Source organism: Pseudoalteromonas sp. 20-92 (genome assembly GCF_030847595.1).
In the GTDB taxonomy this organism is placed as follows: Bacteria; Pseudomonadota; Gammaproteobacteria; order Enterobacterales; family Alteromonadaceae; genus Pseudoalteromonas; species Pseudoalteromonas fuliginea.
This window is the reverse complement of the sequence record NZ_JANJGQ010000003.1, coordinates 58,811-80,937: the sequence shown is the minus strand read 5'-3', so window position 1 is coordinate 80,937 and position 22,127 is coordinate 58,811. Positions and strand designations below refer to the sequence as shown.

Annotated in this window: 19 protein-coding genes and 5 tRNA genes; 18 read left to right on the top strand and 6 right to left on the bottom strand. The window is 39.2% G+C overall.

The window, feature by feature from the left end; genetic code table 11:
- Window positions 1-56 precede the first annotated feature (56 nt).
- The 5 genes from accD to purF all read left to right on the top strand — a co-directional run bounded on the left by accD (window position 57) and on the right by purF (window position 5,105).
- Window positions 57-932: an acetyl-CoA carboxylase, carboxyltransferase subunit beta gene (accD, locus tag NRL14_RS04090; RefSeq protein WP_007376856.1), complete on the top strand. Its 876-nt coding sequence runs from the start codon at window positions 57-59 to the stop codon at window positions 930-932.
- 25 nt (window positions 933-957) lie between these two features.
- Window positions 958-2,223, top strand: coding sequence for a bifunctional tetrahydrofolate synthase/dihydrofolate synthase (gene folC / locus NRL14_RS04085; protein ID WP_007376855.1), 1,266 nt, complete (start codon window positions 958-960; stop codon window positions 2,221-2,223).
- 11 nt (window positions 2,224-2,234) lie between these two features.
- Window positions 2,235-2,870 carry an SPOR domain-containing protein gene (locus tag NRL14_RS04080; protein WP_007376854.1) on the top strand — a complete coding sequence of 212 codons (636 nt, stop codon included), beginning with the start codon at window positions 2,235-2,237 and terminating at the stop codon, window positions 2,868-2,870.
- Window positions 2,871-3,065: 195 nt separating this feature from the next.
- Window positions 3,066-3,560 (top strand): CvpA family protein, encoded by a 495-nt coding sequence (locus NRL14_RS04075; RefSeq protein WP_007376853.1) that lies wholly within the window; start codon window positions 3,066-3,068, stop codon window positions 3,558-3,560.
- A gap of 18 nt (window positions 3,561-3,578) precedes the next feature.
- Window positions 3,579-5,105, top strand: coding sequence for an amidophosphoribosyltransferase (gene purF, locus NRL14_RS04070; protein WP_007376852.1), 1,527 nt, complete (start codon window positions 3,579-3,581; stop codon window positions 5,103-5,105).
- A gap of 116 nt (window positions 5,106-5,221) precedes the next feature.
- Here purF and NRL14_RS04065 read toward each other — a convergent pair whose 3' ends face one another.
- On the bottom strand, window positions 5,222-5,821 hold the full coding sequence (locus NRL14_RS04065) for a Yip1 family protein (protein ID WP_306724072.1): 600 nt from the start codon (window positions 5,819-5,821) through the stop codon (window positions 5,222-5,224).
- A 205-nt stretch (window positions 5,822-6,026) separates the two neighbouring features.
- On the opposite strand from NRL14_RS04065, the gene miaE reads away from it, so the two are divergent.
- Window positions 6,027-6,794: a tRNA isopentenyl-2-thiomethyl-A-37 hydroxylase MiaE gene (gene miaE / locus NRL14_RS04060; protein ID WP_306724071.1), complete on the top strand. Its 768-nt coding sequence runs from the start codon at window positions 6,027-6,029 to the stop codon at window positions 6,792-6,794.
- Here miaE and NRL14_RS04055 read toward each other — a convergent pair whose 3' ends face one another.
- The 3 genes from NRL14_RS04055 to NRL14_RS04045 form a co-directional block, all read right to left on the bottom strand.
- Window positions 6,795-7,580 (bottom strand): ABC transporter substrate-binding protein, encoded by a 786-nt coding sequence (locus NRL14_RS04055; protein ID WP_306724070.1) that lies wholly within the window; start codon window positions 7,578-7,580, stop codon window positions 6,795-6,797.
- 54 nt (window positions 7,581-7,634) lie between these two features.
- Window positions 7,635-8,372 carry a UDP-2,3-diacylglucosamine diphosphatase gene (locus tag NRL14_RS04050; RefSeq protein WP_306724069.1) on the bottom strand — a complete coding sequence of 246 codons (738 nt, stop codon included), beginning with the start codon at window positions 8,370-8,372 and terminating at the stop codon, window positions 7,635-7,637.
- An 89-nt stretch (window positions 8,373-8,461) separates the two neighbouring features.
- Window positions 8,462-8,953, bottom strand: a complete 492-nt coding sequence (locus NRL14_RS04045; RefSeq protein ID WP_007376847.1) for a peptidylprolyl isomerase — start codon at window positions 8,951-8,953, stop codon at window positions 8,462-8,464.
- A gap of 155 nt (window positions 8,954-9,108) precedes the next feature.
- Between NRL14_RS04045 and cysS the strand changes: the two genes are divergently transcribed.
- Window positions 9,109-10,488 carry a cysteine--tRNA ligase gene (gene cysS / locus NRL14_RS04040; RefSeq protein WP_007376846.1) on the top strand — a complete coding sequence of 460 codons (1,380 nt, stop codon included), beginning with the start codon at window positions 9,109-9,111 and terminating at the stop codon, window positions 10,486-10,488.
- Between the two features lie 72 nt (window positions 10,489-10,560).
- On the opposite strand, the gene folD is transcribed toward cysS, so the two are convergent.
- Window positions 10,561-11,415: a bifunctional methylenetetrahydrofolate dehydrogenase/methenyltetrahydrofolate cyclohydrolase FolD gene (gene folD / locus NRL14_RS04035; protein WP_002958348.1), complete on the bottom strand. Its 855-nt coding sequence runs from the start codon at window positions 11,413-11,415 to the stop codon at window positions 10,561-10,563.
- A gap of 352 nt (window positions 11,416-11,767) precedes the next feature.
- Between folD and NRL14_RS04030 the strand changes: the two genes are divergently transcribed.
- The 11 genes from NRL14_RS04030 to NRL14_RS03980 all read left to right on the top strand — a co-directional run bounded on the left by NRL14_RS04030 (window position 11,768) and on the right by NRL14_RS03980 (window position 21,263).
- Window positions 11,768-11,844 (top strand) — tRNA-Pro (locus NRL14_RS04030).
- A 57-nt stretch (window positions 11,845-11,901) separates the two neighbouring features.
- Window positions 11,902-11,978: transfer RNA gene (locus tag NRL14_RS04025), tRNA-Arg, on the top strand.
- Window positions 11,979-12,001: 23 nt separating this feature from the next.
- Window positions 12,002-12,077: transfer RNA gene (locus NRL14_RS04020), tRNA-His, on the top strand.
- A 14-nt stretch (window positions 12,078-12,091) separates the two neighbouring features.
- Window positions 12,092-12,168: transfer RNA gene (locus NRL14_RS04015), tRNA-Pro, on the top strand.
- A 68-nt stretch (window positions 12,169-12,236) separates the two neighbouring features.
- Window positions 12,237-12,313, top strand: a tRNA-Pro gene (locus NRL14_RS04010).
- A 377-nt stretch (window positions 12,314-12,690) separates the two neighbouring features.
- A complete protein-coding gene (gene tig / locus NRL14_RS04005; protein ID WP_007376845.1) occupies window positions 12,691-13,995 on the top strand; it encodes a trigger factor in 1,305 nt (434 codons plus the stop codon).
- Between the two features lie 165 nt (window positions 13,996-14,160).
- On the top strand, window positions 14,161-14,778 hold the full coding sequence (gene clpP / locus NRL14_RS04000; RefSeq protein ID WP_007376844.1) for an ATP-dependent Clp endopeptidase proteolytic subunit ClpP: 618 nt from the start codon (window positions 14,161-14,163) through the stop codon (window positions 14,776-14,778).
- A gap of 134 nt (window positions 14,779-14,912) precedes the next feature.
- Window positions 14,913-16,196 (top strand): ATP-dependent protease ATP-binding subunit ClpX, encoded by a 1,284-nt coding sequence (gene clpX / locus NRL14_RS03995; RefSeq protein WP_007376843.1) that lies wholly within the window; start codon window positions 14,913-14,915, stop codon window positions 16,194-16,196.
- Window positions 16,197-16,347: 151 nt separating this feature from the next.
- On the top strand, window positions 16,348-18,708 hold the full coding sequence (gene lon, locus NRL14_RS03990; protein WP_008134748.1) for an endopeptidase La: 2,361 nt from the start codon (window positions 16,348-16,350) through the stop codon (window positions 18,706-18,708).
- Between the two features lie 191 nt (window positions 18,709-18,899).
- Window positions 18,900-19,190 carry an HU family DNA-binding protein gene (locus tag NRL14_RS03985; RefSeq protein WP_373462516.1) on the top strand — a complete coding sequence of 97 codons (291 nt, stop codon included), beginning with the start codon at window positions 18,900-18,902 and terminating at the stop codon, window positions 19,188-19,190.
- 171 nt (window positions 19,191-19,361) lie between these two features.
- Window positions 19,362-21,263 carry a SurA N-terminal domain-containing protein gene (locus NRL14_RS03980; RefSeq protein WP_007376840.1) on the top strand — a complete coding sequence of 634 codons (1,902 nt, stop codon included), beginning with the start codon at window positions 19,362-19,364 and terminating at the stop codon, window positions 21,261-21,263.
- A 66-nt stretch (window positions 21,264-21,329) separates the two neighbouring features.
- On the opposite strand, the gene NRL14_RS03975 is transcribed toward NRL14_RS03980, so the two are convergent.
- Entirely contained in the window at window positions 21,330-21,821 is a 492-nt protein-coding gene (locus NRL14_RS03975) for a VOC family protein (protein WP_306724068.1), read from the bottom strand.
- Window positions 21,822-22,127: the final 306 nt, after the last annotated feature.

Genomic DNA, 22,127 nt, shown 5'->3' with positions numbered 1-22,127 from the left:
TCTGCTAATTGCTATTAGCAGGCTCGCGACACAGAACAGTATTAAGAGAGTTGCAAATGAGTTGGCTAGAAAAAATCTTACCTAAAACGACAAAATCATCAGGTCGTAAAGAAATCCCAGAAGGTGTTTGGGCTAAGTGTACATCGTGTGATTCAATTTTATATAAAGCTGAATTAGAAAAGTCATTAAACGTATGTCCTAAGTGTGACCACCACATGCGTGTTAGTGGCCGTAAGCGCCTAGAGCACTTTTTAGATGAAGGTGATCGTCAAGAGCTTGGTACACAACATGAGCCTAAAGACATTCTTAAGTTTAAAGATTCTAAAAAGTACTCTGACCGTATCAGTGCAGCCCAAAAAGCAAGTGGTGAAAAAGATGCACTTGTGGCGATGAAAGGCCGATTAAAAGGTATTCCAGTGGCAGCGGTAGCATTTGAGTTCTCATTTATGGGTGGTTCAATGGCTTCGGTTGTTGGTGCTCGTTTTGTTGATGCTGTTGATCAATGTTTAGAGCACAATATGCCGCTTATCTGTTTTTCTGCATCAGGCGGAGCACGTATGCAAGAAGCGCTTATGTCGCTTATGCAAATGGCTAAAACAAGTGCTGCGCTTGCAAAAATGACTGAAAAAGGCCTTCCGTTTATTTCAGTAATGACTGACCCAACAATGGGTGGTGTATCTGCATCACTTGCTATGCTGGGCGATATTAACGTTGCAGAACCTAAAGCGTTAATTGGTTTTGCGGGTCCTCGTGTTATTGAGCAAACTGTTCGCGAAACATTACCTGAAGGTTTTCAGCGTAGTGAATTTTTGCTAGAACACGGTGCAATTGACATGATTATTGACCGCCGTGAAATGCGCGATACCCTTGCACGCATTTTAGCTAAATTTATGAACTTGCCTTCTACGGAACAAGAGCATAGAGTAGCGTAAATTTCAGCTTTACTGATTACACGCTATGACAAAAACAATTCCTAGCCAATCATCAAGCCTTGATGATTGGCTTTTTTATTTAGAAAGTGTTCACCCTGCTAACATTGCAATGGGCTTAGAACGAGTTGCTAATGTTGCCAACAATATTGGCCTTTTAAACACTCCAAGTAAAATTATTCTTATTGCCGGTACAAATGGTAAGGGCACCACTGCACGTTGCTTAGAGTCGCTATTACTAGCGCAAGGTTTTAGCGTGGGTACTTACGCATCTCCACATTTAATTCGTTATAACGAGCGTGTACGAGTTAATGGGGAAGAATTGGCAGACCAATTTCATATAGATGCTTTTCACCAGCTTGAGCAAGGCCGTAAAGACACTCCTCTGACTTATTTTGAATATGGTACTTTGGGGGCATTGGCAATTTTTAAACGCTGTAACGTCGATTATGTATTACTTGAGGTTGGTTTAGGTGGGCGCTTTGACGCTACAAATATAGTAACGCCGTATGCAAGTGTGATTACCACTATAGACTTAGACCATAAAGAGTATTTAGGTGATACCCGTGAGTTGGTGGCTTATGATAAAGCCGGTATTTTTCGTGAAAATACGCCCGCTATTATCGGGGATTTAAATATTCCTCACACAATGACTGATTATGGCAAGGAAATTAATGCCAATATGACGTTGTCGGGCAGTGACTTTATTTTCAAAGAAAATGCTGAGAGCTTTAATTGGCAATATAAACAGCATAATCTTGAAATAGATAAGCCAGCAATACCGTGTCAAAATGCAGCCACTGCGCTAACTGCGCTAAGTGTTTTAAACTTATTACCTAGTGTGCAGATAATAAGAGATTGCCTAGCTAATTTAGTTGTAGAAGGGCGGTTTCAGCAGTTAAGTACTGAGCCTTTAGTCTTTACAGATGTGGCACATAACCCTGAGTCGGCGCGTTATTTAGCCAATAAGTTATCAAGCTATAAAGATAAAGGCTTTAAAATTCATGCATTAGTCGCTATGCTTGCTGATAAAGACAAAGTCGGTGTACTTAAAGAAGTAAGCAACCTGGTCGATGAGTGGTCGTTAGCGAGCTTAAGTAGCCCGCGAGGCGACACTGCAAGTAATTTACAAAATGCACTGCAGGAATTGTCTCATCATAATACTATCAATAGCTATGATAGTGTGGCACAGGCACTAAGTGTAATTTTACCAAAACAACAACGTGATACTATGTTGATTGTATTTGGTTCTTTTTTTACTGTGGCCGGCGCTATTAATTACTTTAAAAAATAGAGAGGATGTCGGTGAACTCAAGTTTTATTAATCGCTTAGTCGGAACAAGTATAGTGGTGATCGCAGCAATTGTGTTTATCCCTAATATACTCGATGGCGAAAAAGTGCATTATAAAGAAGGCTTTAAAGCGATTCCTGATCGCCCTGAGTTCAAAACAATCGATCTTCAAGAGTCAATTGATGAAAATGTTGCTAACGCAGAGCCACTAAAGCAAGATGAAATCGAAGATATTCAAGCTGACGATGAGGCTTTTGAGCAGCAAAATGCAATAGTGGAAAGTGATTATGCTGTAGAGGATAAAGTCGTTGAAGCAAGCATAGAGCCTAAAGCAAAACCAACGACTCCTGTTCAAGCTAAACCAAAACCGATTGCACCGCGTAAAAGTGATGAAAACCTAACGAGTATGGCTTATGTTATTCAATTAGGTAGTTTTTCACATGTTGCAAACGTAAAAGCATTACAAGCTAAACTAAAGGTTGAAGGGTTTAAAACGTTTACTAAACCGATTAAAACCCCAAATGGGACATTAACCAAAGTATTTGTTGGCCCTTCACTTGATAAAAGTGAATTACAAAAGCAGCTCCCCCAGCTTAAAAAGCTTACTAAATTAAATGGTAAAGTTACGCAATACGAAGTAACAAAATAATTATAAAAAAGGCTTGTATAACAAGCCTTTTTTATTTATTAATATTTTTTTTTATGATTATCACTCGCCCGCAATACCCATTCTAAAATGTTAATTTTTTGTATTGACTACAACCCAGTATTCTCCCGTTTAAACTTGCATACTAACGATGTTTGGGTATAGAATGCGCCCCAAATTAGCGACTAATTGGTTCTTATGATCTGGGTTGATTACGCCATTATTGGCATCATTGCACTGTCTACCATCATCGGTTTAATACGCGGCTTTGTAAAAGAAGCAATGTCATTAGCGGTATGGGCTGGCGCCTTTATCATCTCTAGCTTGTTTTACCAATATTTAGCTTCCTTCCTAACAACCATTTCTGAACCCCTTTTAAGAAATGCTGCGGCCATAGCCATATTATTCTTTGCGACGCTACTGTTAGGCGGTTTACTAAACTATATTTTAGGTGAGCTTGTACATCGTACTGGTTTATCGGGTACCGACCGTGTTTTTGGCATAGTGTTTGGTGCTCTACGAGGCGTGTTGGTCGTGAGCGCGTTACTCTTCTTTCTTGATGCTTTTACTGGTGCACCCAATACGCACTGGTGGGGCAATTCTATTTTGATTCCAGAATTTGGCTTTGTTGTTGAATGGTTCTTTTCGTACCTAGAAAACAACTCGAGCTTTTTAAATTCAGTAAACCGTTAATCGGCGAGGATAAATTACATGTGTGGTATCGTTGGAATAGTCGGAACATCTCCTGTTAACCAGGCGATTTATGATGGCTTAACTGTTTTGCAGCACCGTGGTCAAGATGCCGCGGGTATCATTACCATTGAGAATAATACGTTTAGCTTACGCAAAGCAAATGGCTTAGTGAAAGATGCCTTTCACACTCGTCATATGAAACGACTACAAGGTACAATTGGTCTTGGCCATGTGCGTTATCCTACCGCAGGATCTTCAAGCTCATCTGAAGCACAGCCTTTTTATGTTAACTCACCGTTTGGTATAGCGCTTGCCCATAATGGTAACCTTACTAATGCAGAAACTTTAAAAGAGCAGTTATTCTCAGAAGCACGTCGTCATGTTAATACAACATCAGACTCTGAAATTTTACTTAATGTTATGGCACATGAATTAAGCAAATCTGATAAGTTGCATTTAGACCCTGAAGATATTTTTACTGCGGTAACCGAAGTAAATAATAAAGTAAGCGGTGGTTATGCAACAATTGCTATGATCATCGGTCACGGTATTGTTGCTTTTCGCGACCCCAATGGTATTCGCCCACTTGTATTTGGTAAACGCGAAACCGAAAAGGGTACGGAATACATGTTTGCATCAGAGAGCGTTGCGTTAAAGCCTGATGGCTTTGAGTTTATTCGTGATGTTGCGCCTGGCGAAGCTATATATGTTACAGAAGAAGGTGAATTTCATTCGCTTAGTTGTGCTGATAAAGCATCTTACTCGCCATGTATTTTTGAATTCGTTTATTTTGCACGTCCTGATTCAACAATAGACCGTATGTCTGTGTATGCAACACGCGTAAACATGGGGACTAAACTAGGCGAAAAAATTGCACGTGAATGGGCTGACAAAGATATTGATGTAGTTATCCCAATCCCAGAAACGTCATGTGATGTAGCACTGGAAATCGCACGTGTGCTTGATTTACCATACCGCCAAGGCTTTGTTAAAAACCGTTATATTGGTCGTACGTTTATCATGCCTGGTCAAGAGATGCGTAAAAAGTCAGTACGTCAAAAGCTAAATGCAATTGATCGTGAGTTTAAAGGTAAAAACGTATTATTGGTTGATGACTCAATTGTGCGTGGTACAACATCAGCACAAATTGTTGAAATGGCCCGAGAGTCTGGCGCTAAAAACGTTTACTTTGCATCAGCAGCGCCTGAAATACGCTTCCCTAATGTGTACGGTATTGATATGCCTTCAGCAGCTGAGCTTATTGCTCACGGACGTGAAGTAGAAGATATTAATGCAAGTATTGGTTCTGACGGTTTAATCTTTCAATCGCTAAAAGATTTAATTGCTGCGGTTAGCCAAGAAAACCCTGAAATTACTAAGTTTGAAACGTCAGTATTTGATGGCCAATATATTACAGGCGATATTGATCAAAACTATTTAAATCGTATTGATAAGCTACGTAACGATTCTGCAAAAAGCACCCGCGAAAGTGCAATGTCTTCAGGTTTAGAGATACACAACCAAGACGAAAACGAAGCTGATTAACAGTTAGTTAATAAAAAGTCGTTAAACATAAAAAAAGGAGCTAATTAGCTCCTTTTTTGCGAAGGAAAGAAAGGGAACATTTCTATCAAACACGACTCTCTGTTAGGTAAACTTTATTAAGTAAACATTGGACTAACAATCCCATTTGTCCAAAGCATAGCTGTTACAGCTAAAATAATAACCAGTAATATTAATCCACACGTTACTACCGAGCTGGCGTAAATAAAGCCACGCTCTTCTGGGATATGCATAAGTATTGGTACGCCGGTGTAGAGTAAATAAACCGAGTAAGCCAGTGCAATAATTCCAACACACACTACAAACCAAAGTACAGGCCAAAAAGCGGCGAGTGCCGACATAAACACTGGAGTTGCAGTGTATGCTGCAAGTTCAAGTGTTTGTGTAAATGTAGGCTTAGAGCCAAATGTAACCGCCATCCAATGGGCTAAATACGCCAATGCGAATACGCCCGCTATTAAAGCAAAATACATCGCGCCTGCAATTAGCAGTGCACTATCGTGTGTTAAAAATACCGCATCACCTGCGCCTATACTCCATCCTAAATAAACAGACGAGTAGTAGCCCATTATTGAGGGGAACATAGCAATTAATAAAATATGTGACAAGCTGTAGGTTAAACTTTCGTGGCGGTTATCGATTGTTTGCCACTCTTCTAGGGGATGAGCATAGATTCCCCAAAGATGGTTTAGTATCATAGTATTTACTCCATAAAGGAACGTATTATTGTTTTGGTTGGTTTATTTTTATACAGTCTATGTACAGTTATGGTTCACTTATTTTGCAAAGTCAAGTTAACTCGCTATTAACACTTTTACGCAAGTTAGGGCTTTGATTTATCCCAAGCAAAATTTCGTGTTAAAATAATGGTCTATCAAATTTATTTAGTAATGAGCAGTCAACGTGCCACACAGCCAACTTTTAGAGCCGATTAATAACTTTTTATTGTGTACCACGCCAGAGCAATGGGTGGAGCACGCAATTAAAAAAGAAAACCTATCAGTCATTTTAATAGATCACTTAATTTGTGAATTAAAAGCGGCTCAAAGTGCGATGTTTTTAATACGTAAATATGCTGTTGATAAAGAGGGAAGTGATGCCTTACTTGAATGGCTAAAGCCATTTGAAGCACTTATTTATAAGCGTGAAGGTAACTGGCGCGATCTGGCGGCTAAAAATAAACTCACTAAATCAATAATACCTAAATCTAGCTCACAATACGGGCAAGGCCTAATCGATAAAATGGTTTTATTAATAAAAGAAGAGCTGCATCACTTTTATCAAGTGCTCGAAATTATGGACGAGTACGGTGTAGAGTATCAAAGCATTACACCGTGTCGTTATGCAAAAGGTATGCTTCGTCATGTTAAAACATTCGAGCCTGATGCATTAGTCGATAAGCTAATAGTAGGCGCTTATATTGAGGCACGTTCGTGTGAGCGTTTTGCAAAGCTTGCGCCACATGTTGATAAACGTTTAGGTGATTTTTATATTTCGTTATTACGCTCAGAAGCGCGTCATTACCAAGATTATTTAACTTTAGCGCAAGAAATAGCTGATTTTGATATTACCGAACGCGTGAACTTTTTTGGTGAAAAAGAAAAAGAACTAATTTCTACAACTGACACTGACTTTAAGTTTCATAGTGGCGTACCTACAGTGTCAAACTAGTTAATTTTCTTTTAAAAAATTAATGTATTCAGTAATTTTTGCATTGCTGAAATTATGTTTTTTCATAATATCAGCAATACTTCCGTTTTCTACTATTGCATCAATCCCCCTATTAAACTTTTGTAAATATTCTTTAGCTCTATAGTTTGATTGAGAAACAACTAAATATAACTTGTGAGTAGCAAGATCGGGTAACAAGTACTCAATTTTATTCTTATCTAAATTAACTTCTGTACTGTACTCAAGCCAATACTTGCCAACCTCTTTAGTGCCTGCGACCAGATCAATACGCCCTTGTTGCAGTAAGTATAAGCTAGTAGGGAGGCTTTTAGTGGACGTGATTGCCAATTCGGTGTTTCTAGTGAATTCTTGGCTTATAAAAGCGCTATCTTCTTTACCAATACTATAAGGTACTAATGATTGAGTGGTGCCATCAAAATTAATTGTACTTTCTTTTCGTTTAAAAATTCCAGTGTGGGCACGTGCAAGTGGACGAGAATAATAAAAAACCTCATTCCGCTTTTCAGAATAAAAAGCGCCTAAAATAGCTGTTTTTCTCTTTTTTTCTAATAATTTTAAAGCGCGATCCCATGTGGTAAATTCTATTTCACTATTAATACCTTGTGTTATAAGGGCCGCGCGGGTTATCTCATAGAGCCAGCCGTTTTTAGGTAAGTCATTACTAAAGTATGGGGGAAAGTTCTCAGTAACAATTTGCCATGTTTGCTCGCATAATGCCTTTGTTGGAATAACAGTCACTAGGATGAAAATTATCAGCTTTATCATTTAGCCCCTCACTTTTATTAAACTTTACTGAACAAGAGTAGTCAGAATTCGAAATTATGCGAAAGGCGTGTTGATTAACTCTTGTGATTTGGGGGTGACCACTAAATAAGAACCTTGGGTATACCAGTCACCTAGCACTGTGCGAGTAAGTGTTTGTTCATTAATTTTATATGTATGAACATTAGGGCGGTGAGTATGACCATGAATCATATTATTAACGTTATGTTTGGCAAAGGTTGCAAGTACAGCGTCATCGACAACGTCTAAAATTTCGATAGGTTTATCAGCTTGACTTAACTTACTTTTTTCGCGGGCGTTGCGCGCTATTTTTTTACGATACCAAAGCGGCATTGCAAGCATTAGTTTTGGCCACCACCAACCACGGCTCTTTTTTCTAAAGTTTTGATACTCAGTATCTTGAGTGCACATTTCGTCGCCATGTAAAATGACTGTTGGCGTACCATATAAATCAATGACCGTTTGTTCATCGAGTAAAGTCATTGCGGCCATGTCTGCATATTGCTTGCGCATGATGAAATCACGATTGCCATGTATAAAATAAACAGGTGTCCCACCATCATTAACGGCGCTTAAATGCTTTGCTACATCGGCACTCAGCGCTGTAATGTAGTCATCTCCAACCCAAACTTCAAAAAAATCACCTAAAATATAAAGTGCATCTACATTTTTATTTAGTATATGTGTATTTAAAAAGTCAAAAAATGCAGCGCTAATGTCGGGGCGGTTTTCGCTTAGATGTAAATCTGCAATAAAGTAAGTTTGGTGAGTCATAGAACAATCTTTTCGATATAAATAAAGCGGGCGTATACACATTGCGTAAATGCCCGCTGATACTCCACATTACGTGGGTAAACGTACTATTAGCTAACAGTAACGCTTTCGATGATCACATCTTCAAGAGGTACGTCTTGGTGAAAACCAGTACTACCTGTTGCAACTGCTTTAATCTTATTGACTACGTCCATGCCCTCTACAACTTCAGCAAAAACACAATAACCCCAACCTTGCGATGTTTCGCTGCTGTGGTTTAAAAAGTCGTTGTTGTTCACGTTAATGAAAAACTGTGCTGTAGCTGAATGAGGATCAGGTGTACGTGCCATAGCTAAAGTGCCTATTTTATTAGACAGGCCGTTATTAGCTTCATTCTGAATTGGGTCGTTTACTTCTTTTTGTTCCATACCTGGAACAAAACCACCGCCTTGAACCATAAAACCATCGATTACGCGATGAAAGATAGTGCCGTTGAAAAAATCAGCATTTGCATACTCTAAAAAGTTTTTAACTGTGTTTGGAGCTTCTTGCTCAAACATTTTAATGGTGATGTCACCAAAATTAGTGTGTAGAACAACCATGTGTTTTCCTATATCCGGTTTAAATATTGGCGCTATTTTATCGTAGTTGGCTAAGATTAACAAAGTAGATGTTTGGTTTGTTATAAAGCGCTAGAGCAGGGGCTTTTCAAGTGGTAACATAACTGTTCAAGTAAATAGTCAAGGACTCAAAGTAAATGGTAAATATATACAACACACTCACGCGACAAAAAGAGCAATTTAAACCGATGGTCGAAGGAAAAATCGACATGTATGTGTGTGGTATCACCATTTATGATTACTGCCATATTGGACACGCGCGTACTTTTGTTGGTTTTGACGTTATTGTGCGCTACTTACGCCATATTGGTTACGATTTAAAATATGTTCGTAACATTACAGATATCGACGATAAAATAATTAAACGTGCGAACGAAAATGGTGAGTCAATAAACGACTTAACTGTTCGCATGACTAAAGCGATGCATGAAGATTTTGATAGCCTAAATATGCTACGCCCAGATATTGAACCAACAGTTACAAGCCATATGGATGAAATTATCGTTATGGTTAAGCGCTTGATTGAAAAAGGCCATGCCTATGTCGCAGCTGATGGCGATGTATTGTTTGATGTATCAACGTTTGAGCAATATGGCGCGCTTTCTCAGCAAGATTTAACAATGTTGCAATCAGGTTCTCGCGTTGAAGTGGCGCAAGATAAAGACGATCCACTTGATTTTGTGTTATGGAAAAAAGCAAAAGCAGGTGAACCATCATGGTCATCACCGTGGGGAGAAGGGCGTCCTGGTTGGCATATTGAATGTTCGGCAATGAGCTCAAAGCATTTAGGTGAGCATTTTGATATTCACGGTGGGGGGTCTGATTTACAGTTTCCACATCATGAAAACGAAATTGCCCAGTCGTGCTGTGCAAACAACGGCAAGTATGTAAATACATGGATACATACTGGCATGGTACAAGTAAATAAAGAAAAAATGTCTAAGTCGTTAGATAATTTTTTTACAGTGCGTGAAGTTTTAAAAGCATACGATGCTGAATCTGTTCGTTACTTTTTAATTTCAGGTCATTACCGTAGCCAATTAAATTACTCACAAGAAAATTTAGACCAAGCGCGTTCATCACTTGAACGTATTTATACAGCGCTTCGTGATGTTGAGCCAGTAGAATGCGATTTAGAAGGCAATGAGTTTGTTGCTAAATTTAGAAAAGCGATGGATGACGACTTTAATACACCAGAAGCACTACCTGTGTTGTTCGAACTTGCTAAAGAGTTAAACCGCGTAAAAGAAAGTGACGTAGTTCAAGCTGGGCAACTTGCGTTTATATTACGCAGTATTGGTAACGTTTTGGGTGTTGCTCAACAAGCACCGGAAGCCTTTTTACAAGGCGGGCAAGATGATGGCGAAGTTGCGACAATTGAAGCATTAATTGTAAAACGTAATGAAGCGCGTACTAGTAAAGATTGGGCTGCTGCTGATGAAGCTCGTGATGCACTTAATGCGTTAGGTGTAATACTTGAAGATTCAGCCGGTAAAACAACGTGGCGTAAAGCGTAAGCGTTTAAAGTAATTCACGTTCAACTAAAAAAGGGTTGCCAAATGGCAACCCTTTTTTGATTTTTTAACAGCTTAGCTGTGATATTTCTCACACGCTTCAAGTGTGTTTTCAATTAAGCTTGCGACCGTCATCGGGCCAACGCCACCTGGTACAGGTGTAATAAAATGCGCTTTTTGTTCAGCCACACTGTATTGAACATCACCGACTAATTTACCCGTATCTAAACGGTTAATGCCTACATCGATGACTATAGCGCCTTCTTTTATCCAATCTCCAGGTATAAATTCAGGTTTACCGACAGCCACAACTAATAAGTCAGCGCGGCGAACATGCGTTTCTAAGTCTTGAGTAAACTTATGGCATACTGTGGTTGTACAACCGGCTAATAAAAGCTCTAACGACATTGGACGACCCACAATATTTGATGCGCCAACGACAACTGCATGCATACCTTTATAACGTACGCCCGTAGAATCAAGTAATGTAATAATACCTTTTGGCGTACATGGGCGAAGAGCAGGCATACGTTGTGCTAATCGGCCAATGTTATATGGATGAAATCCATCAACATCTTTATGCGGGGTAATACGTTCTAAAATCTTTTCAGCATCAAGACCTTTGGGCAGTGGTAACTGCACTAAAATTCCATCAACTTCGGCATCATTATTTAGCTCGTCAATTAAATCTAAAAGAGTTTGCTCTTGTGTGTCCGCAGGTAAATCAAATGATTTAGAAATAAAACCTACTTCTTCACAGGCTTTACGTTTTGAACCAACGTAAACTTGGCTTGCTGGATCAAGTCCTACAAGTACTACTGCAAGTCCTGGTGCACGTAAACCATTTGCTACACGCTCACTTACGCGTTCTGCTACAGCGCTACGTACTTGTTTTGCGATTGCCTTACCATCAATGATGTTTGCCGTCATGGGTGACCTTTAATTGGGGTTAATTAACTAGATACCGATACTCTAAAAACGAATGCATAATAAAATAGGGGTAAAAATGCTAATAAAGAAAATACAGTCTTTATTTAACTCGTTTTATAATGTGCCTACTATTTTCGCAGAAAAGCATTGCAGCGCCAAGTTGCTTTTAAGTTATATAGTACTTGAGTGGTTAAATAGTTTAAAATTCAGTCTTCTATTATAATATTTAACCATTGTGCACTAAAAATGAACACTTGATTGATTTAATAAAAAAAACGTTTGACCTAACCCCGTCAAATCACTATTATGCACCCCGTTGTCAACGAGGTCACTCGCAAACAATAGTAAGTATCGGCGATTAGCGCAGTTTGGTAGCGCACTTGGTTTGGGTCCAAGGGGTCGCAGGTTCAAATCCTGCATCGCCGACCATTTTTTTATAATTTATTATAATCGAATAGCTTATTGGTAAACTACGAAGTTTTCGATGCGCCCATAGCTCAGCTGGATAGAGCAACGCCCTTCTAAGGCGTGGGTCGAAGGTTCGAATCCTTCTGGGTGCACCATTTGAAAACATGTAAATATAGCGGTGATTGTAGCTCAGTTGGTAGAGCCCCGGATTGTGATTCCGGTTGTCGTGGGTTCGAGCCCCATCAGTCACCCCATTTACAACGAATATCGGCGATTAGCGCAGTTTGGTAGCGCACTTGGTTTGGGTCCAAGGGGTCGCAGGTTCAAATCCTGCATCGCCGACCATTTCTTAAAATGGTCTTAAGCTCTCAGTTTAAGTATTCAGTATGAAAAAGAAGTTAATTCTTCAATGTCGGCGATTAGCGCAGTTTGGTAGCGCACTTGGTTTGGGTCCAAGGGGTCGCAGGTTCAAATCCTGCATCGCCGACCATTTCTTATCTAGTAAGATTAGTAAATAAAATCCTCTAATATTATAAATCAATACACGTTAACCTATAATTATATTAAATAATTTGTATTTCATTTCATCTAACGCTTAGTTAGTCTGTTTTTTATTCAGTTAGCTTCTATAGTCCCATATCTAGTCCAAATAATTGCGCCCTATACTCGACTATCATAAATATTAGGTTATAATGCCGCGTCTATTGTTTAACATAGTGCCCGAAGGGCAAAGCAGCAATGGTATCTCATGGTAGCGACGGATGCTTTTAAGTGTGAAAAACCGCTTAAACTTTATCAAGACTCATGCAGATCACTTTGTTTGTAAGGAAGGCGAACAATCGCCAAAATTGAATATTGAGGTAAATCATGCAAGTTTCTGTTGAGACGACCCAAGGCCTTGAGCGCCGTATAACTATCACCGTTCCTTCAGAGAACGTTGAGACCGAAGTAAAAAAACGCCTACAACAACTGTCAAAAACACAGCGTATAGATGGTTTCCGTGCTGGTAAAGTTCCAGTATCTGTAATTAACAAGCGTTTTGGCCCTGCAGTTCGTCAAGAAGTTGCTGGCGAAGTAATGCAACGTAATTTTTACGAAGCAATCGTTTCTGAAAAAATCAATCCAGCTGGCGCGCCTACATTCGCTCCTAAATCACTTGAAGCAGGTAAAGATTTAGAGTTTTCAGCAACGTTTGAAGTTTACCCTGAAGTTGAAGTTCAAGGTTTAGATAAGATTACTGTTGAGAAACCAGCGGTAACAGTAACTGACGAAGATTTAGCTAACATGCTAGAAACACTTCGTAAGCAACATGCAGCGTGGGCTGATGTTGATGCAGCTGCTGGCGAAAACGACCGTGTAACAGTTGATTTCGTAGGTACTATCGACGGTGAAGTATTTGAAGGCGGCAAAGCTGAAGACTTCCCATTAGAACTTGGTCAAGGTCGTATGATCCCAGGTTTTGAAGATAACATCGTAGGTAAAAAAGCAGGCGAAGAAGTAGTTGCTGATGTAACGTTCCCTGATGATTACCACGCTGAAAACTTAAAAGGTAAAGCGGCTCAATTCACTATCACAGTGAAAAAAGTTGAAGCGCAAGAATTACCAGAATTAAGCGAAGAGTTTGCAACTAAATTCGGTGTTACCGAAGGCGGCGTAGACGCGCTTAAAGAAGAAGTTAAAAAGAACATGACACGTGAGCTAGACCAAGCGGTTAAAGCAAGTGTTAAAGACCAAGCAATCAAAGGTCTTTTAGCTAACAACGAAATTGAAGTGCCTAAAGCGCTTGTTGATCAAGAAGTTGATGCACTACGTCAGCAAGCGGCTCAACGTTTTGGTGGTGATGCTAAAAATATGCCTGAGCTTCCAGCTGAATTGTTCCATGAGCAAGCTGTAACACGTGTTAAAACTGGCCTTTTATTAGGTGAAGTGATCAAAGCTAACGAGATTAAAGTTGATGATGCTAAAGTTGAAGCATTAATCGCAACAGTTGCTTCTGCATACGAAGATCCAACTGAAGTAGTAGAATACTACAAAGCAAATGATCAACTTATGCAGCAAATGCGTAATGTAGCAATGGAAGAGCAAGCTGTTGAAGCTATTTTAGCTAAAGCAGTTGTAACTGACGTTGAAAAAGCATTTGATGACATCATGAATCCACAGCAAGGTGCTTAATAAGTCATTGACTTAAGCTCTCGCTAACGATTAAATGGCTCGTGCTACTCTGTTTATACAGCGTGCCCGGGCCATTTTAGTTTTTGGCCTTTAATTTGCGAAAAACGATAATTATGCTTTTCTTATAGTAAGGATAAGTATAAGCGCATAAGGAATTAAATAAGTATGAATACTGGTATTACAGATCCCCTAAATGCATTGGTCCCTATGGTTGTTGAACAAACACCTAAAGGCGAGCGCTCGTATGATATTTATTCGAGATTATTAAAAGAGCGTATTATCTTTTTAACAGGTCAAGTTGAAGACAACATGGCAAATCTGATTTTAGCGCAAATGCTATTTTTAGAATCAGAAAACCCTGATAAAGATATCTTTTTATACATCAACTCACCAGGTGGCTCAGTAACTGCAGGTATGGCTATATATGACACTATGAACTTCATCAAACCTGATGTAAGTACAATATGTGTAGGTCAGGCTGCAAGCATGGGTGCTTTTTTACTTACTGCTGGTGCTAAAGGTAAGCGTTTTTGCCTACCTAACTCACGCGTGATGATTCACCAACCATTAGGTGGTTTCCAAGGTCAAGCATCTGACTTTGAAATTCATGCGAAAGAAATTCTGTCTATTAAAGACAAACTAAATCGCTTAATGGCTGAGCATACAGGCCAACCGTTAGATGTGATTTCCAAAGATACTGATCGTGATAACTTTATGAGTGCTTCGCAGGCTGTAGATTACGGCTTGGTTGATTCAGTGTTTACAAATCGCGATAAAAAGTAAGCGCTTGGTGAGCAGGTTATCTGCTTACCACTTAGAGTTACTATGCGAAAACCAATAAATTTTGGTATAGTTAAAGCGTATTGAAATAGCCACCAACAGTTTTGGTGGCCAACGTAATAAAATGAGGTAGCTGAATGTCTGACACTCCTACAGACGGCGACAAAAGTAATAAATTGTTATACTGCTCTTTTTGCGGCAAAAGCCAGCATGAAGTACGTAAATTAATTGCAGGCCCATCAGTATACGTTTGTGATGAATGTGTAGAGTTGTGTAACGATATTATCAGGGAAGAAATTAAAGACATTGCTCCTAAGCATGACACGTCTGATAAACTACCTGTACCAAAAGAAATTCGTAAACACTTAGACGATTATGTTATTGGTCAAGATCATGCTAAAAAAGTATTGTCTGTTGCAGTTTATAACCACTATAAACGACTGCGCAATCAATCGACTAAGCAAGATATTGAATTAAGTAAAAGTAATATTTTGCTTATCGGCCCAACTGGTAGTGGTAAAACATTACTTGCAGAAACGTTAGCGCGTCTACTTGATGTGCCGTTTACTATGGCCGATGCCACTACATTAACCGAAGCGGGTTATGTAGGTGAAGATGTTGAAAACATCATTCAAAAGCTTTTACAAAAGTGCGATTACGATGTTGAAAAAGCACAACGTGGTATTGTATACATCGATGAAATTGACAAGATTTCTCGTAAATCAGATAACCCATCAATTACGCGTGACGTATCGGGTGAGGGCGTTCAACAGGCGCTACTTAAACTGATCGAAGGTACAATTGCCTCAGTTCCACCGCAAGGTGGTCGTAAACATCCACAACAAGAGTTTTTACAAGTAGATACATCTAAAATCTTGTTTATTTGTGGTGGTGCATTTTCAGGCCTAGATAAAGTAATTGAGCAACGTAGCCATAAAAATACCGGTATCGGTTTTGGCGTTAGCGTAAAAGAGTCTGCGGCGAGTCGTTCTTTAAGTGAAACATTTAAAGACGTAGAACCAGAAGATTTAGTTAAATACGGCTTAATCCCTGAATTTATAGGCCGTTTGCCAGTAGTTGCAACGTTAACTGAGCTTGATGAAGCAGCACTTGTACAAATCTTGAGTGAGCCTAAAAACGCGATTACTAAACAGTTTTCAGTGTTGTTTGGCATGGAAGACGTTGAACTTGAGTTCCGCGATGATGCCTTAGCTGCAATTGCCCACAAAGCAATGGAGCGTAAAACAGGTGCGCGTGGTCTTCGTTCAATCGTTGAAGGTGTATTGCTTGATACAATGTACGAGCTTCCTTCAATGGATGATGTAAGTAAAGTGGTTATTGATGAAACCGTTATTAAAGGTGAATCTGACCCAATCTTGATTTATGAAAATAATAAACAAGATAAAGCTGCATCAGAATAGTTTTTAAGCTATTTGAATGAAAAAAGGAGCCTTAGGCTCCTTTTTTTATAATTAATTTAATCGAGTATGGGAAAATTGTTGAACTTTAATTAGGTTATCCCCATATACTTGAGTAATCTTTAAAATAAATGAAGTGCGAAGAGAAATTATAATGACGCTTGAGAGAACCGACCGAGTCGAAATCCCAGTGCTAGCACTGCGCGATGTTGTGGTGTATCCACACATGGTGATCCCGCTTTTTGTAGGCCGTGAAAAATCAATAAAATGCCTTGAAGCGGCAATGGACAAAGATAAACAAATTTTCTTAGTTGCACAAAAAGATGCAACTGTAGATGAGCCAGAACAAGATGATATTTATCGTATTGGTACTATTGCTACTGTACTTCAGTTATTAAAGTTACCAGACGGCACCGTTAAAGTTTTAGTAGAAGGGACGCAACGTGCACAAATTGAAGACTTCGTTGATAGCGAAGACTTTTTTGTTGCTAATGCTCAATTTATTGAATCTGACTTAATTGATGAGCAAGAGCAAGATGTATTTATTCGCAGCGCAATTAGCCAATTTGAAGGCTATGTAAAGCTAAATAAAAAAATCCCACCAGAAGTACTAACGTCAGTTTCAGGTATTGATGATCCTGCGCGGCTAGCCGATACAATGGCTGCTCATATGCCATTAAAGGTACCTGAAAAGCAAAAAGTGCTAGAAATTTCAAGCGTTACAGAGCGTCTTGAATATTTAATGGCGCTTATGGAAGGCGAGATAGACTTACTGCAAGTTGAGAAAAAGATTCGTACTCGCGTTAAAAAGCAGATGGAAAAATCTCAGCGTGAGTATTATCTAAATGAGCAAATGAAAGCCATCCAAAAAGAGCTGGGTGAGCTTGATGATGTACCGGATGAATTTGAAGCACTTAAAAAGCGCATTGAAGAGTCTGGTATGCCAACAGAAGCACAAGATAAAGCGACCACAGAGCTTAATAAACTCAAAATGATGTCGCCAATGTCAGCAGAAGCGACCGTAGTGCGTTCATATATAGATACATTAATTAATGTGCCGTGGAAAAAGCGCTCTAAAGTTAAAAAAGACTTAGCAGGCGCGCAAAAAATTCTTGATAGTGATCACCATGGCCTTGATAAAGTTAAAGAACGTATTCTGGAGTACCTTGCGGTGCAACAGCGTACTAATAAACTAAAAGGTCCAATCTTATGTTTAGTTGGCCCTCCGGGTGTGGGTAAAACATCACTTGGGCAATCTATCGCACGCTCTACAGGTCGTAAATATATCCGTATGGCGCTAGGCGGTGTGCGTGATGAAGCTGAAATTCGTGGCCATCGCCGTACTTATATTGGTTCAATGCCAGGTAAGTTAATTCAAAACATGACTAAAGTGGGTGTTAAAAATCCATTATTCTTGCTAGATGAAATCGATAAAATGTCATCAGACATGCGTGGCGACCCAGCATCAGCGCTATTAGAAGTGCTTGATCCTGAACAAAACAGCCATTTTGCCGATCATTACCTTGAAGTAGATTACGATTTATCTGACGTTATGTTTGTAGCGACATCAAACAGCTTTAACATTCCTGGTCCATTACTGGATCGTATGGAAGTTATTCGTTTATCGGGTTACACCGAAGATGAAAAACTAAACATCGCAAAAGAGCACTTAATTACTAAACAAGTGAAACGTAATGGCCTGAAAGAGCATGAGATTGAGATTGCTGATAGTGCAATTATTGGCATTATTCGCTACTACACACGTGAAGCGGGTGTACGTAATCTTGAGCGTGAAATTTCAAAACTATGTCGTAAAGCGGTTAAAAATATCTTAATTGAAAAAGACACTAAAACCGTGACTATCAATCAAGATAACCTAGAAGACTTTTTAGGTGTACAGCGTTTCGATTACGGTAAAGCGGAAGATGGCGACCGTATTGGCCAAGTAACTGGTCTTGCATGGACTGAAGTAGGCGGTGACTTACTTACTATTGAATGCGCAGCGGTACCAGGTAAAGGTAAGCTTACTTATACAGGTTCACTGGGCGATGTAATGCAAGAGTCGATTCAAGCGGCCATGACGGTCGTGCGTAATCGTGCAGATACATTTCGTATTAATAGCGACTTTTATGAAAAACGTGATATTCACGTGCATGTGCCTGAAGGTGCAACACCTAAAGATGGTCCGAGCGCAGGTGCTGCTATGGTGACTGGTTTAGTGTCTAGTTTAACGGGTAACCCTGTACGTGCGGATGTTGCAATGACCGGCGAAATTACACTACGTGGTGAAGTATTACCAATTGGTGGTTTAAAAGAAAAATTACTCGCGGCGCATCGTGGTGGAATTAAAACAGTCATCATTCCAAAAATTAATGAACGTGATTTAAAAGAGATCCCAGACAATGTGCTTGCGGGCTTAGATATTCACCCAGTTACATGGATTGACGAAGTTTTAAAACTGGCTTTAGTGCATCCGGTTGAGAGTTTTTCAGTCGAAACACCAAAAAAACAGTAAAAAACCGAAAAAAGTGCTTTTTAGGGCTTTTCAAATCTAAACGATATGATAAGTTAAGCACTGGTTTTCAAGCCTAGCCCTTACGGGGCCTAGGCTTAAGAAAAATATAATCATGTGAGCATAATTAGTTTGCTCTAAAATTTTCAAAAAAGTGATGTTAGTTTAAAAAACCATCGCTCTTGATAATAACAATGAAAGAGGATGATATTGTGAATAAATCTCAATTGATCGATCAAATCGCAGCTGATGCTGACATTTCTAAAGCGGCTGCAGGTCGTGCTCTAGATTCATTCATCGGATCTGTATCTGGTGCGCTAAAAGATGGTGACTCAGTTGCACTTGTTGGCTTTGGTACTTTCTCAGTACGTGAGCGTGCTGCACGTGCAGGTCGTAACCCGCAAACTGGTGAAGCTATTCAAATTGCTGCTGCAAATATTCCTGCTTTTAAAGCCGGTAAAGCGCTTAAAGACGCAGTAAACTAATCACTGTTTTCATACAGTTTAGTTATGGCGAATGTAAATTTACTTAATCAATCTAAATGATGAATTAAGTAACTTTACCGCCAATTACTTCAAGTGAAAAAGCGTATCTGGTAAGATACGCTTTTTTTACATGTGACAAGGTAAAAACCTTGATCAAAAAGAGATAAACAAATGCTTGAGAAAATCAGAGAAGGTTCACAAGGACCTGTAGCCAAAATAATTTTAGGCGCGGTGATTTTATCTTTTGCTTTAGCTGGGATTGGTAGTTACCTAGGTCAAACCACGGAACAACCTGTTGCTGAAGTAAATGGAATTAAAATTAGCCAAACTGAATTTAATCGTGCGTTCCAAAATGAGCGTAGTCGATTAGAACAACAATTTGGTGAATATTTTGCACAAATTTCTGCAGATCCAAATTACATGGCACAAATACGTCAAGGTGTAGTTGACCGCTTAGTACAACAAGAATTGCAATCACAGCTAGCGGCTGATTTAGGCCTTCGCGTAAGCGACGAAAGTGTACGTAAAACAATCTTAGAATTACCGTATTTTCAAGTAGGTGAGCAGTTTAATAACGACCGTTACCTACAAGTTATTCGTCAAATGAATTTTCAACCAGATGCATTTCGTGAATACCTTCGTAAAGATATGACGCGCAGTCAACTTGTTACTGCCGTAGCCGGTACTGACTTTGCTCTTGAGAGCGAGCTTAAAAGCGCTATTTCTCTACAGCAGCAAACGCGCAGCATTGATTACTTAGTTGTAAACAAAGAAGCGCTAGCAGCAAGTGTTGAAGTATCAGAGCAAGAAGTATCTGATTACTACGAGCTAAATGCATCACAGTTTTTATCGCCAGAACTTATCTCAGTTAATTATATTGAGCTTAAAGCCACAGATATTACGGTTGAGTCAGTTACTGAAGATGATGTTAAAGCGTATTACGATCAAAATAAGGCACAATACGTTGAGCCAGAAAAACGCCGTGTTTCACATATCTTAATCGATAACAGCGAAGACGATGATGCAGCAAAAGAAAAAGCCAATGCACTGCACGCACAATTAGAGCAAGGTGCAGATTTTGCTGAATTAGCAGAGTCATCATCTGATGATATTGTTAGTGGTGAAATGGGCGGCGACCTTGAATGGATTGAACGCGATGTAATGGACCCGGCATTTGAAGACGCGACATTTGCGCTTAAAAATAAAGGTGACTTTTCAGAGGTTGTAGCATCAGAGTTTGGTTACCACATAATTAAACTTACTGATATTCAGCCGCAACAAGTTAAAGCATATGATGATGTTAAAGCTGATTTACGTGCGGAGCTTGAACAAGCTGAAAAAATAGATGCCTTTTACGAAAAGCAAACTGAAATGGGTGCACTAGCATTTGAAATTTCAGATCGCTTAGACGATGCTGCCGAAGTTGCAGAGGTAGAGATTAAATCAACGCCGCTTTTAGCAATTAACGCATTACCAGAGCCGTTAAATACGCCCTCTGTAATTGCTGCGTTATCGTCAGTTGATTTACTGGAAGATAAAGTTAACTCTGAAGTTATTGAGCTTGGCGATGAGCATGCGATTATTGTTCGTGTAAATGAACACAAACCAGCTGCCACTAAGCCACTAAGTGAAGTAAGCGAGCAAATTAAAGCACGTTTAGTTAATGAAAAATCATCTGAGCTTGCTAAAGATAAAGCACGTAGTTTATTTGCAGAAGTAAAAGCAGGTAAGAGTTTAAGTGATGTAGCCAATGAGCAAAGCTTAACACTTCGCCAAGAAGCGCAATTAACACGTCAAAGCTATACTGTTTCGCCAGCAATTGTAACTAAAGCATTTAAAATGGCTCATCCTGCAGGTTCTGCAGTGTTTGAAGTAGTTGATTTAAATAATGGTGATGCTGCAATTGTTGCACTTAAGTCGGTAACAGATGCACAAGTTACAGCTAATATTGACCCACAAGCAAAGCAAAGTATCACTATGGCGCAAGCTAATAAAAACTACATGGTATTTATTGAAGCGTTAAAAGCGAATGCTGAGCTTAACTTACCAACGGTTGCACAACCCGTTGAGTAATTAATTTAGCTCATAAAAAAAGGCGCTTTTAAAGCGCCTTTTTTATTGTCTTCAATATAGTTGGTATTATTTGCCTCTTGCAATAAACTCTATGCGATTACCGCTAGGCTCTCTAATCATCATGTGTTTTGTTGGACCTTTACCTAGATTTTCGGGTGCAAACTCTATTTTAATATTATTTTGCGTTTTTAAATGATCGTGTAGCTGCGCTAACTTTTCAATACTCTCAACACTGAGTGCTAAGTGGTGTAACCCCACATTTTCTGCTCGATTAAACTCCACACGTTTTTCATCATTTTTAACACGCCACAACGTAATCGTTATTTTATCGTTTGATAAAAAGTAAGCTGGGTAACTTGGGTTACTCCCGAGCACTTTAAAACCAAGTACGTCAGTAAAAAAAACTTTAGACGAATCAAGGTCTGACACGGTTAATCCTAAGTGGTCAACTCCGCCAACCCAGTTTTTAACATTTGAATTAGGTGCTACATCCGCGATAACCGTTGTTGATAAAAGTAATAGCGATGAAATGCTAGCGAGTAGTGTCTTTTTTAACATAAATCCTCTTTGTAGTATTAATACCAATCCGCAATAATACTTAATCAGTTTGAGGGATTAAATCTGGCGTTAAAAGCGTTAAAAATTTCTGATATAGAACAACTAAATAACGAAATTTTTGCTTTGTTATCGACACGATTTTCTTACTTCAAAATAGATCACTTAATTAAGCGAATTGGTATAACTGTTAAATGCATTGTATTTAACAAGAGACCTTAATAAACGAGGTTATATTACAAAGCAGAATAGATAACCTGAACGCTGGATAGTAAATCTATCTCGAGCAGCTATTGACGCGTAAATTCG

Coding starts and splice junctions, on each gene's coding strand:
- accD (WP_007376856.1), top strand. CDS start 57: ATGAGTTGGCTAGAAAAAATCTTACCTAAAACGACAAAATCATCAGGT.
- folC (WP_007376855.1), top strand. CDS start 958: ATGACAAAAACAATTCCTAGCCAATCATCAAGCCTTGATGATTGGCTT.
- NRL14_RS04075 (WP_007376853.1), top strand. CDS start 3,066: ATGATCTGGGTTGATTACGCCATTATTGGCATCATTGCACTGTCTACC.
- purF (WP_007376852.1), top strand. CDS start 3,579: ATGTGTGGTATCGTTGGAATAGTCGGAACATCTCCTGTTAACCAGGCG.
- NRL14_RS04065 (WP_306724072.1), bottom strand. CDS start 5,821: ATGATACTAAACCATCTTTGGGGAATCTATGCTCATCCCCTAGAAGAG.
- NRL14_RS04055 (WP_306724070.1), bottom strand. CDS start 7,580: ATGATAAAGCTGATAATTTTCATCCTAGTGACTGTTATTCCAACAAAG.
- NRL14_RS04050 (WP_306724069.1), bottom strand. CDS start 8,372: ATGACTCACCAAACTTACTTTATTGCAGATTTACATCTAAGCGAAAAC.
- NRL14_RS04045 (WP_007376847.1), bottom strand. CDS start 8,953: ATGGTTGTTCTACACACTAATTTTGGTGACATCACCATTAAAATGTTT.
- cysS (WP_007376846.1), top strand. CDS start 9,109: ATGGTAAATATATACAACACACTCACGCGACAAAAAGAGCAATTTAAA.
- folD (WP_002958348.1), bottom strand. CDS start 11,415: ATGACGGCAAACATCATTGATGGTAAGGCAATCGCAAAACAAGTACGT.
- tig (WP_007376845.1), top strand. CDS start 12,691: ATGCAAGTTTCTGTTGAGACGACCCAAGGCCTTGAGCGCCGTATAACT.
- clpP (WP_007376844.1), top strand. CDS start 14,161: ATGAATACTGGTATTACAGATCCCCTAAATGCATTGGTCCCTATGGTT.
- clpX (WP_007376843.1), top strand. CDS start 14,913: ATGTCTGACACTCCTACAGACGGCGACAAAAGTAATAAATTGTTATAC.
- lon (WP_008134748.1), top strand. CDS start 16,348: ATGACGCTTGAGAGAACCGACCGAGTCGAAATCCCAGTGCTAGCACTG.
- NRL14_RS03985 (WP_373462516.1), top strand. CDS start 18,900: ATGAAAGAGGATGATATTGTGAATAAATCTCAATTGATCGATCAAATC.
- NRL14_RS03980 (WP_007376840.1), top strand. CDS start 19,362: ATGCTTGAGAAAATCAGAGAAGGTTCACAAGGACCTGTAGCCAAAATA.
- NRL14_RS03975 (WP_306724068.1), bottom strand. CDS start 21,821: ATGTTAAAAAAGACACTACTCGCTAGCATTTCATCGCTATTACTTTTA.